Here is a 7,065-nt window from a genome sequence, read left to right as displayed (position 1 = left end):
GGTAGTCGCCGAAGTTGATTTCCGCGAAGTACTTGTCCCAGAAATTGGGGGAGGTGTAGATGATGGGCTTGATGCCGTAATGGCCCTCCAGGAGTTCGACAAAAGTCTTGAGCCGTTGGGCAAGCCCTTCCAGCGTGGTGTTATGCCCGATCAGCTCGATATCGACGATGGGCGCAAGGTCGCCCCGCTCCAGTTGGACGTTCTCGATGAAAAAACTGGCCTGTTCATGGGGAGGATCTTCGGTGACATAGAAGTGGTAGGCGCCCCTGAGCAGTCCGGCTTCCTTGATCTCCTTCCAGTGAGCGTCGAAGGTGCTGTCCTTGAGGTCGACGCCTTCGGTGGCCTTGGCGATGGCGAAGCCGTGTCCTTGGGCCGCCACCTGCTTCCAGTCGATGGCCCCGCTGTGGTGGGAAACGTCGACGCCGGTATGCAGCTTGGCGGCCATCTCGGTCACGTCGACCTGCGGCTTCTCCTGTCCAGGCGCCTCACCTTGCTGCCGGGAGGCGGTGGACGACTGGCTGCAAGCCGGCAGGGCCAAGGCAAAGACAAGAGCGGCTAGAATCTTACGGCATTGAAACATAGTCTGACTCCTACTCTCAGGATCTGCCGATTGTAGGCGATTGGAACATGACGGCGCAATGCTTCTCAGTCCGCTCCAGCCCCTTGAAGCCTGGCTATGGCCCAGCGGGCGTGCCGCTCCACCATAGGGTCGCCGCAGCAGGCCAGCCTGTCCAGGTCTTCGAGCATGGAGGCATCTCCTGAGTTGCCCATGGCCACGGCCACGTTGCGCATGAAGCCTCTCCACTTGGCCCGCTTGACCGGACTCCTGCGAAAGCGCCTGGAGAATTCCTCGGGAGTGAGGCGGGAGAGCTGCTTGAGATCGGGCGCTCGGTTCTCGGGACGGGGCGCGAAAGCCTCCACCCCGGAGAGGGGCGCCTTGGAGTTCCAGGGACAAACGTCCTGGCAGATGTCGCATCCGAAGACCAGGTTGCCCATCCGCGGACGCAGCTCTTGGGGAATGTCCTCGCGCAGCTCGATGGTCAGGTAGGAGATGCAGCGGCGGGCGTCCACCAGGTATTCTTCCACGATGGCGTCGGTGGGACAGGCCTCCAGGCAGGCCCGGCAGCTTCCGCAATGGTCGACGGGCGGCTGATCGTAGTCGAGTTCGAGGTTGAGGATGATCTCCCCCAGAAAGAACCAGGAACCGGCCTGGCGCGAGAGGACGTTGGTGTGCTTGCCCAGCCAGCCCAGGCCGGACCGCACGGCCCAGTGCTTGTCCATCACGGGTCCGGTGTCGACATAGTAGCGTCCGCGGGCTGCCGGCTCGAGTCTTTGGATGGCCTCCAGCAGGCGTGGCAGCAGGTCCCAAAGCACCTCATGATAGTCGTCCCCCGAGGCATAGCGTGAGATGACGGCTTGGCCCGGCTGATCGTAGGGCAGAGGGTAATCGTGCCGATAGTTGAGTCCCAAGGAGAGCACCGAACGGGCTCCCGGAAGGATGAGCGAAGGGTCGAGGCGTTTTTCGGTGTTGCGCTGCATGTAGCCCATCTGGCCCTGATAGCCGCGCCGCAACCATTCTCTCAGGCGTTCTTGAGGCACCTGATGGACGGGGGCGCAGCCGACAGCGTCGAAACCGAGCTGGGCCGCTTCTCGTCGGATTTGCGCCGTTAGGTTGCCCACTTCAACTCAGCATTCGATAACGTTGATGGCCAGTCCGCCGCGCGAGGTTTCCTTGTACTTGGTTTTCATGTCGGCACCGGTCTGGCGCATGGTTTTGATGACCTTGTCGAGGGAGACTTTGTTGTTGCCGTCCCCCAGCATGGCCATTCGGGCCGCGTTGATGGCCTTGACCGAGCCGATGGCATTGCGTTCGATGCAGGGGATCTGCACCAGTCCTCCCACCGGGTCGCAGGTCAAGCCCAGGTTGTGCTCCATGGCGATTTCGGCGGCGTTTTCCACCTGGCGCGGAGTGCCTCCCAGTGCCGCGGCCAGTCCTCCAGCCGCCATCGAGCAGGCAGTCCCCACCTCGCCCTGACAGCCCACCTCGGCTCCCGAGATGGAGGCGTTTTCCTTGTAGAGAATGCCGATGGCCCCGGCGGTGAGAAAGAAGCGCATCAGTCCCTCGTCGTTGCCTCCGCTCCCCCGCAGACACATGTAATAGGAAGCCACGGCGGGGATGATGCCGGCCGCTCCGTTGGTGGGCGCCGTGACCACCCGGCCCCCGGCGGCGTTCTCTTCGTTGACGGCCAAGGCGAACAGGTTGACCCAGTCCATGACGGCCAGGGGATCGGGACCGCTTTCGTCCTCGGCTTTCTTCAGCTTGCGGTAGAACTCGGGAGCTCGCCGCACCACCTTGAGTCCGCCGGGAAGCACGCCCTCCGTCTTGCAGCCGTGCTCGATGCAGTCGAGCATGGCCTTCCAGATCCTCTGAATGCCCGCCTCCACTTCCTCCTGGCTGCGCCACACCTTCTCGTTTTCCAGCATGATCTGGTGGACGTCCATGCCATTGTCCCGGCACAGCCGCAGCAAGTCCTCTCCGCTGGTGAATGGGAAGGGCTGTTCGGTGTGGTCGGGCACCAGTTCGTCGCGTCCGGCCTCGTCCTGATTGACCACGAATCCGCCGCCGATAGAGTAGTAAATGCGTTCGTAGATCTTGTTTTCGTCGGCATCCCAAGCCGCGAAGCGCATGCCGTTGGAATGCAGCGGCAGCTTCTGGCGGCGGTTGAAGACGATGTCGGTCTCTTGCCTGAAGGGAATCTGGTGGCGTCCCAGCAGGCGGATGCGCCGCCGGGACTCGATTTCCTCCAGGCGCGCCGGCATGGCGTAGGGGTCGACGCCTTCCGGAGTCTCGCCTTCCAGACCCATGATGACGGCCTTGTCCGTGCCGTGTCCTTTACCCGTAAAGGCCAGCGAACCATAGAGATCGGCCTTGACCCGACGGGTTTTTTCCATCAGGCCTTCCGACTCGAGCCGCTCCAGAAAGCGTTTAGCGGCCCGCATGGGGCCGACGGTATGAGAACTGGAGGGGCCGATGCCAATGGTGAAGAGATCGAATAGGCTGATGGCCACGGTCGCCTCCCGGCGTCGTTTTCCTGCCTCAACGGCTCAGTTGACTCTTGCCGCCTGGCGTCCCAGCGAGGGACGTTGGTCCTTGAACCGCTCATCCATTCGGCGTTCCAGTTCACCCAGTTCGTCTTTGTGCGATTGCAGGGTCTCCGGCTTGATGAGAGGACCCACGAACTCGGCGGCAGCCACCTTCCAGGCCTGCTCCACTCTATCGGTGATGGGGTTATGGAACCAGGCGGCATTCCACATCTTGTGGTGGTTGGTCTGAAACTGAACGTACTGCCCTGGCTGGTAGTCGAGCGTGGTGGGCATGACATCGAGTTCGAACAACTGGTCTTCAGGATCCAACGGTTCGATGATGATTCCCGTGCCCCTCTCGTAGGGCTGGCGGCAGGCTTCATCTTTATAGAGGGTCAATCCGACGTGCAGAACCCTGTTGGGAACCGCCGGAAAGGTTTCGGTCACTTTGGGGCTGGTGTCTTCTTTCTTCTTCTTCTTCGAAAACATTGGCTTGCTGTCTCCTCGCGTTGCCGCGGCCGGGACGCCTGTGGCGGGCTTCTGTCTCCTGGCCGAGGCCGGTGCATAAGCGGCTTATTTTAGCAATCACTCGGCACCATTGGCAAAAAAGGCCCGCCCGGGACATTTCACTTACCCGGATACGGGTTTCCGGCAAGGGGCCTGCGGGCCCGGCGGAGCAGGCTTGTTTGGGGCTGCCGCCGCCTTGACCTGCCGTCGCCCTTCGTGCTAGAAGTTACCCTTTATTTGAGACGCTGGAGTAGCAGCAGATGTTAGACATAGATTGGACTCTCATCCCGGCGGTGGGGGTTTTTCTGCTGACCGTTCTCACGCTCAACGCCTTGCTCTTTAAGCCGCTCTTCCAGGTCATGGAAGAACGGCAAGCCAAAACTTCCGGACTCAAACAGAGCGCGCAGGAGATTTTGCAGCGCTACCAGGAGTCCTATGAAGAGTACGAAGGCCGCATGAGGGAAGAGCGTCAGCGGGGATACAAGAAAGCGGAAGAAGCCCGTCAGGAGGCCCTCAAGGAGCGTCAGGCGCAGGTTTCCGAGGCCCGCTCCAAGGCCGAGGAAATGCGCGAGGAGGCCCGCAGGGAGATTCAGGAGGAGGTTTCGGCCTCCAAGGAAAACCTCAAAGGCGAGGTGGAGGAACTTTCCCGGATGATTGCCTCGCGGGTGCTCAAGAAGAGCGCCTGAAGGACAGGTTGCTTCCGCCCGGAAACTGCGGGCACGCCCCGCCACCTTTCCGCCAATCGCACGAGACAAGACCGTCATGAAGAAACACCGAATCTCCGCCTTTACAGGCCTCCTGGTGCTCGTCCTGCTGGCCCTTCCCGCCCCCGCCCTGGCTGCCGGCGGCGAAGGCTGGGGCTGGTGGGCGACGGCCGGACGCTGGGTCAACCTGCTGCTGGTCGTCGTCCCCCTGGTCATCTGGCTGCGCAAGCCGCTGGGACAGTATTTCGCCGGACGGCGCCAGGCCATCCGGAACGAGATCGAGGAAGCCGCCGAGGCCCGCCGTCAAGCCGAAGAGAAACTGGCCGAAGTGGAGCAGAAGATGAAGGCGCTGGATGAGGAGGTGGAGAACATCCGTCAGCAGGCCCGCCAGGAGGCCGCCGCCGAACGCCGGCGCCTGTTGCAGGAAGCTCGGGCCGACGGCGAGCGCATCGTGGCCGCCGCCGAGCGCGAGATCGGAAACCTCAAGCGTCAGGCGCGGGCCGAACTGAAGGACTATGCTTCGCAGTTGGCTCTGGAGATGGCTGAAGAACGCATTCGCGAATCGATGACGGAGAAGGACGAGGCCGAACTCGCAGACCGTTTCTTCGTGCGGCTGGCCCAGACCCGCACTCCTGGCGACGCAAACTGAGGATCAAGACGCCATGATGATTTCCAGTACGGCTCTGACCTACGCCAAAGCGCTGGCCGATGTGACCGTCGAGGCCGGTGTCGAAGACCAGGTGTTGTCTCAACTTAAGGACTTTCAAAGCATGGCGCCCGAGGGCTCGGAACTGAGTGAAGTGTTGCTCAATCCTACCCTGCCTTTCTCGGTCAAGCGCAAGATCGTGGACCGGGTTGCCGCCGCCGCGGGCCTTTCCAAGACCACCGTCAACCTGCTGTTGACTTTGATTCAAAACGCTCGCTTTGAGCGACTCGGCCAGGTCGTCGAGGCTTACCGGCACGAGTTGGACCGCCGCAAAGGCATTCAGCGGGCCGACGTTTTTTCCGTGCACCGGCTGGAGCCGGCCCTGCGTTCGCGTTTGGAAAAGGAAGTGCCCGAGATCATGGGCTCACGAATGACCTTCGACTATCACATTGACGAATCCCTTATCGGCGGCATCAAGGTTCAGGTCGGCTCGACCGTCCTGGACGGATCGGTGCGCAGCCAGTTGAACGAGATCGGACGGCGGTTGAGCAGCCGCTGACAGTGCAATAACAGGAGCGCAAGATGGCGATTAAAGCAGACGAAATCAGTCGCATCATCAGGGAGCAGATCAAGGACTTCGACTCCGACGTCCAGGTCAGCGAAGTGGGAACGGTCATTTCGGCCGGCGACGGCATCGCCCGCGTCCACGGCCTGGACAAGGTGATGGCCCTGGAACTCCTCGAGTTCCCGCATGACGTGTACGGCTTGGCCTTCAATCTGGAAGAGACCAACGTAGGCACCATTCTCTTCGGCGAATTCCACGAGATTCAGGAAGGCGACGAAGTGCGGCGCACCAAGAAGATCATGAGCGTGCCGGTCGGCCAGGCCATGCTGGGACGCGTGGTGGACTCGCTGGGCCGTCCCCAGGACGGCAAGGGGCCCATCGAGAGCTCCGAGAATCAGCCGGTGGAAAAAATCGCCCCCGGAATCATCGCCCGCAAGCCGGTGGCCGAGCCTCTTCAGACCGGAATCAAGGCCATCGACTCCATGATCCCCATCGGACGCGGACAACGCGAGTTGATCATCGGCGACCGCCAGACCGGAAAGACGGCCATCGCCATCGACACCATCCTCAATCAGAAGAACAGCGATGTCATCTCCATCTACGTGGCCATCGGACAGAAGCGCTCCACCATCGCCCGCGTGGTCAAGACCCTGGAAGACAACGACATGATGGACCGCTGCGTGGTGGTTTCGGCGGCTTCTTCCGATCCGGCCACCATGCAGTACCTGGCTCCTTATGCCGGCTGCACCATGGGCGAGTACTTCCGCGACCGGGGACAGCACGTGCTTATCATCTATGACGACCTCTCCAAGCACGCCGCCGCCTACCGCGAAGTCTCGCTGCTGCTGCGCCGTCCCCCCGGCCGCGAGGCCTTCCCCGGAGACGTCTTCTACCTTCACAGCCGGCTGCTGGAGCGGGCCGCCAAGCTCAACGACGAGAACGGTGGAGGAAGCCTGACCGCCTTGCCCGTCATCGAGACCCAGGCCGGCGACGTTTCGGCTTATATCCCCACCAACGTCATCTCCATTACCGACGGCCAGATCTATCTTGAGAGCGACCTCTTCAATGCCGGCACCCGCCCGGCGGTCAACGCCGGACTTTCCGTCAGCCGCGTGGGGGGCGCCGCTCAGATCAAGGCCATGAAGCAGGTAGCCGGGAAACTGCGTCTGGAGCTTTCCCAGTACCGCGAACTGGCCGCCTTCGCCCAGTTCGGCTCGGATCTCGACAAGGCCACCCAGCGCCAGTTGGCGCGTGGGCAGCGGCTGACCGAGATCCTCAAGCAGCCTCAGTACCAGCCGCTGCGCGTCTCTCAGCAGATCGCCATCATCTACTCGGCCACCAACGGCTTTCTGGACGACATCCCGGTGGACGAGGTGGTCGAATTCGAGGCCGGCATGCACCAGTTCTTCGAGAGCACCCAATCCGCCCTGCTCAACGAGATCGAAGAGAAGAAGAAGCTGGACGACGATCTGATGGGACGCCTCAAGTCGGCCGTGCAGGATTACAAGACCCGCTACCAAGAGGAAAAGCAAGCCGCCCCGGCGGCTTAGAAGGAGCAG

Annotated in this window: 8 protein-coding genes; 4 read left to right on the top strand and 4 right to left on the bottom strand. The window is 61.9% G+C overall.

Annotated features, from left to right (window positions below):
- The 4 genes from VLU25_21185 to VLU25_21170 form a co-directional block, all read right to left on the bottom strand.
- On the bottom strand, positions 1-580 hold a 580-nt coding region (locus VLU25_21185; protein ID HSR70457.1), incomplete at its 3' end, for a GH25 family lysozyme.
- 65 nt (positions 581-645) lie between these two features.
- Positions 646-1,680, bottom strand: coding sequence for a tRNA epoxyqueuosine(34) reductase QueG (gene queG / locus VLU25_21180; GenBank protein HSR70456.1), 1,035 nt, complete (start codon positions 1,678-1,680; stop codon positions 646-648).
- Between the two features lie 6 nt (positions 1,681-1,686).
- Entirely contained in the window at positions 1,687-3,069 is a 1,383-nt protein-coding gene (locus VLU25_21175; protein HSR70455.1) for an L-serine ammonia-lyase, read from the bottom strand.
- 36 nt (positions 3,070-3,105) lie between these two features.
- Complete coding sequence (locus VLU25_21170) at positions 3,106-3,573, bottom strand: hypothetical protein (protein HSR70454.1); 468 nt, start codon at positions 3,571-3,573, stop codon at positions 3,106-3,108.
- Positions 3,574-3,851: 278 nt separating this feature from the next.
- Between VLU25_21170 and VLU25_21165 the strand changes: the two genes are divergently transcribed.
- From VLU25_21165 to atpA, 4 genes are all read left to right on the top strand, one after another.
- Entirely contained in the window at positions 3,852-4,277 is a 426-nt protein-coding gene (locus tag VLU25_21165; protein ID HSR70453.1) for a hypothetical protein, read from the top strand.
- A gap of 76 nt (positions 4,278-4,353) precedes the next feature.
- Complete coding sequence (locus VLU25_21160) at positions 4,354-4,944, top strand: ATP synthase F0 subunit B (protein ID HSR70452.1); 591 nt, start codon at positions 4,354-4,356, stop codon at positions 4,942-4,944.
- Positions 4,945-4,957: 13 nt separating this feature from the next.
- The gene (gene atpH, locus VLU25_21155) at positions 4,958-5,500 is read left to right on the top strand and encodes an ATP synthase F1 subunit delta (protein ID HSR70451.1); all 543 of its coding nucleotides are present in this window, start codon (positions 4,958-4,960) and stop codon (positions 5,498-5,500) included.
- A 23-nt stretch (positions 5,501-5,523) separates the two neighbouring features.
- Positions 5,524-7,056: a F0F1 ATP synthase subunit alpha gene (gene atpA, locus VLU25_21150; protein HSR70450.1), complete on the top strand. Its 1,533-nt coding sequence runs from the start codon at positions 5,524-5,526 to the stop codon at positions 7,054-7,056.
- The last annotated feature ends 9 nt before the right edge of the window (positions 7,057-7,065 follow it).

The organism is Acidobacteriota bacterium, assembly GCA_035471785.1.
In the GTDB taxonomy this organism is placed as follows: Bacteria; Acidobacteriota; UBA6911; order RPQK01; family DATIPO01; genus JANQFM01.
This window is presented reverse-complemented; position numbering and strand designations above follow the sequence as displayed.

Coding starts and splice junctions, on each gene's coding strand:
- VLU25_21170 (HSR70454.1), bottom strand. CDS start 3,573: ATGTTTTCGAAGAAGAAGAAGAAAGAAGACACCAGCCCCAAAGTGACC.
- atpH (HSR70451.1), top strand. CDS start 4,958: ATGATGATTTCCAGTACGGCTCTGACCTACGCCAAAGCGCTGGCCGAT.
- VLU25_21160 (HSR70452.1), top strand. CDS start 4,354: ATGAAGAAACACCGAATCTCCGCCTTTACAGGCCTCCTGGTGCTCGTC.
- atpA (HSR70450.1), top strand. CDS start 5,524: ATGGCGATTAAAGCAGACGAAATCAGTCGCATCATCAGGGAGCAGATC.
- VLU25_21165 (HSR70453.1), top strand. CDS start 3,852: ATGTTAGACATAGATTGGACTCTCATCCCGGCGGTGGGGGTTTTTCTG.